The organism is Halochromatium sp., from assembly GCF_054919635.1.
In genome coordinates this window covers 1-3,093 of record NZ_JBUDPI010000407.1, presented here as the reverse complement: position 1 = coordinate 3,093, position 3,093 = coordinate 1, and the positions used below count along the sequence as shown (strand labels likewise).

The following is a 3,093-nucleotide window of genomic DNA, read 5'->3' as shown; positions in this document are numbered from 1 at the left end:
CCATGGCGAGGCGCAGGTGCGCGCCATCGCCATCATGCTCGACGCGCGCATAGTGGCCGGTCGCGATCGCATCGGCGCCGAGGGTCAAGGCATGATCCAGAAACGCCTTAAACTTGACCTCCTTATTGCAGAGCACGTCCGGGTTCGGCGTGCGCAGCGCGCGGTACTCGGCCAAGAAATGCTCGAACACCCGGTCCCAATACTCGGTCGCGAAGTTGACCCGATGCAACCGGATGCCGAGCCGCTCGGCGACCGCCTCGGCATCGGCCAGATCCTCAGCCGCGGCGCAGTAACCCGGCTCGTCGTCCTCCTCCCAGTTCTTCATGAACAGGGCCTCGACCCGGTAGCCCCGCTCCAACAGGAGATGCGCCGCTACCGCCGAATCGACGCCGCCGGAGAGGCCGACGATGACGCACTGCTTGCCGGGATCAGTCATAGGCTCCTGCGCTGGGTAAGATGATCGCCAATACCTAGCCCAACTCAAGAGCGGTTGCTCGGGTCCGTCCGCTGGCTCCATCCGTCACGTTTCGCGCATCACCGACGAGGACACACAGCGTCATCATGTCGCTGGCCTCGGCAACAAGCCATCGACGAGAAACTGCTGCAACGGGAATCGATGCAGCTCGTGCGCGCCTTCGGACGCAAAGATGACTGCGGCGGTTGTGGTCTCGCACAGCCAGCGGCTGAGGCCGAGTGGTGCCCGACTGACCAGCGCATCAGACCGGAACAGCGCGACATTGATTCCCTGTTCTGAATCGCGTGCCGAGACGAACTCGAACAGGTCGATGCCGGCAGCTCGCAACGCACTGCCCAACGCCTGGGTCGCACGGTAATCGCGAGGATCACGCAACAGGGGTCGATGCTCATCACAAGGCGCGCTCTGGAGGCGTAGGCCTCGCTGACCATGGAAGCGAGCCCGGAAGACGCTATGCTGAGTCAGGAGTTGGCCGGACGGTGGCGGTGTAGTCATCCCGGTCCAGAACACGAAGCGATAATAAGCGGCCTCAGCAAGCAAGGTCGGCAACCGTCGAGCACCATAAAGGAGACTTGGCTCGGCGCGGCTGCCGAAACGTGAGCCATGGCGCAGCGGTGGATAGCGAAACGGCGTCGACAGCAGATAATGGAGCCCTTTGAATCCTGCTGGCAAGCTAGGCTTGGAACGCTCCAGCAGCCCTTCAAGCAGGTTTTGCTCGGCCAGATCGTCGACCAAGGACAGCGTGGCAATCTGCTGTTGACTCTCGACGATACGCCACAGCACTCCACCCAGAGGCGCGATCTGAAGCCGCTGCTCGCAGGCGGACCAAAGATCGCTCATGACCCCAAGCGCAGCAGCGTCGGCGGGTGCACCCGCTCAGCCGTGACCGCGCAACGCGTCAAGGTACTCAACGACCTGAACCAGTCCCTGCACCGAACGCATCTGCTCCGCCGGAACGCCGCCCATATCCACGTTCGGCGTGTGCACCCAATGCTGCATCGCCGCCTGCTCGCCACCGACCAGCGCATAGAGGCTGCGGTAGCAGCGGATCAACAGCAGCGCAAGCTCGCCGGCTTTGCTGGCTGGATCAAGTCCGCGGCTGAAAGCGGTTCGATCGCGCCCGATGATCTCACCGAGCCGTTCTTGGGACAGCCCGAGGGCCTTGCCGGCATTGACGACCGCCTTGGCCAGCACAGCTCGGGCATCGGGAACGCTCTGCTCAGCGGCCTGCATGACCAAGAATCCTCCTGTCTCATCTGTTGTATATGCAACGTATAGAAGAAAAAGGCAACGTTTGCAACATTACCCAGTGTAGATCCTCTTTGATACGCGGTCTCGCCGCACGCTCCCTGCTACTCGCGCTTAGTTTCCAATGACAAACTTTTCTGAGCAGCAAACCACAGAAGCTGCAGTTAATTGACACTGCGGACCTCATTAGTCAAAGCTTTGCTCGAGCGCATGTTTCTTGCCGTAGACACCGATGTCATCGTCGCCGCGCTCCGCAGCCCATGACGCATCGCGCCGCCTGATCGAGCTGTTGCGTACAGGACAGAGACGCGCAGTGGTAACCGTCAGAATGATGATCGAGTACGGGCCCACGCTTGACAACTTTTTTGGATCCGCAACATGGACACTCAGTCCCGTGTGGCCAACGTATCCGGCGGACTTCTTCATAGCATTTCTCTGTCGTCGATCAGGTCGTTGAGGCGGCACATCGGGAGACAGAGTTGCTGTCAGAAATCGCCATCAAGCAAATCCCCACATACTCAGATCGTCAAAGAACCGGTTTTTTGCATAAGACCGATTCGTTACAGGATCCAATTGGCCGCCGGGAGGCCACATTTGGCGAACCACTAGCGCTGGGGAGACGTAACCAAGAGGACGCGAATAGTGTCCCGCGACTCGCCGATAAGAAGTCATCTCGCGCGCCATGGACGACGGCACGCTCGTCGAGTATTAGGCCCTCGGCCCGAACCCCAAACCGCCGCGAGGAACCTTGACCCGGACCAGGTCTCCGCTTAGCCTTGCTGGGCCGTTCATCGGCTGTCCTCCGGGCGCGAACCATCGTCCGCGCCGCGGCATACTACGGCCTCTTCGGCCAACCGCATCACATCAACGCCATCGGAGTCGTCATGTTCTTAACCGACCTAAAGCTCTCAGGAATCGCGGCCGCAACGACCCTTGCCCTCGCAGCCTCCGCGACCGCCCTCGGCGACCCTGTGGAGGAGCAGATCCAGCAGGGGCTGGAGCTGTATAAGTCGGGCGAACTAGGTGCCGCCATCACCGAACTGGAATTCGCCATCACGGACATCCGCAAGGCCATGTCCAGCCAGATCGGCGAGACCTTCCCGCCGGCCCCGCAGGGCTGGACCGCGGGACCGGCCGAATCATCCGCCGAGGCTGCCGGCACCGCCGCCATGTTCGGTGGGGCCATGGGCACCATGATCGAGCGCAGCTACAGCCAGAACGACGGCGACGGCACGTTGACAGCCAAACTGATGGTGGACAACCCGATGGTCCAGGGCCTGGCTGCGATGTTCAACAACCCCATGCTGATGGCCGCGCAGCCAAACACCGAGCGCCTGCGCATCGGCCGCGAGACGGGCATACTCAAGTGG

The 3,093-nt window shown here is 61.6% G+C and carries 4 protein-coding genes and 1 pseudogene; 1 reads left to right on the top strand and 4 read right to left on the bottom strand.

The features are described 5' to 3' along the window. From ACY693_RS17415 to ACY693_RS17400, 4 genes and pseudogenes are all read right to left on the bottom strand, one after another. Positions 1-436: pseudogene (locus tag ACY693_RS17415) on the bottom strand (tRNA 2-thiouridine(34) synthase MnmA); the annotation flags it as partial. Positions 437-559: 123 nt separating this feature from the next. Then, positions 560-1,315 (bottom strand): RES family NAD+ phosphorylase, encoded by a 756-nt coding sequence (locus ACY693_RS17410; protein WP_462323075.1) that lies wholly within the window; start codon positions 1,313-1,315, stop codon positions 560-562. Positions 1,316-1,351: 36 nt separating this feature from the next. Further along, complete coding sequence (locus ACY693_RS17405) at positions 1,352-1,708, bottom strand: MbcA/ParS/Xre antitoxin family protein (protein WP_462323074.1); 357 nt, start codon at positions 1,706-1,708, stop codon at positions 1,352-1,354. A 201-nt stretch (positions 1,709-1,909) separates the two neighbouring features. Further along, positions 1,910-2,149: a hypothetical protein gene (locus ACY693_RS17400; protein WP_462323073.1), complete on the bottom strand. Its 240-nt coding sequence runs from the start codon at positions 2,147-2,149 to the stop codon at positions 1,910-1,912. Between the two features lie 458 nt (positions 2,150-2,607). Here ACY693_RS17400 and ACY693_RS17395 point away from each other — a divergent pair. After that, positions 2,608-3,093, top strand: a 486-nt coding sequence (locus ACY693_RS17395; RefSeq protein WP_462323072.1) for a hypothetical protein, incomplete at its 3' end; no start/stop codon positions are given.

Coding starts and splice junctions, on each gene's coding strand:
- ACY693_RS17410 (WP_462323075.1), bottom strand. CDS start 1,315: ATGAGCGATCTTTGGTCCGCCTGCGAGCAGCGGCTTCAGATCGCGCCT.
- ACY693_RS17405 (WP_462323074.1), bottom strand. CDS start 1,708: ATGCAGGCCGCTGAGCAGAGCGTTCCCGATGCCCGAGCTGTGCTGGCC.
- ACY693_RS17400 (WP_462323073.1), bottom strand. CDS start 2,149: ATGAAGAAGTCCGCCGGATACGTTGGCCACACGGGACTGAGTGTCCAT.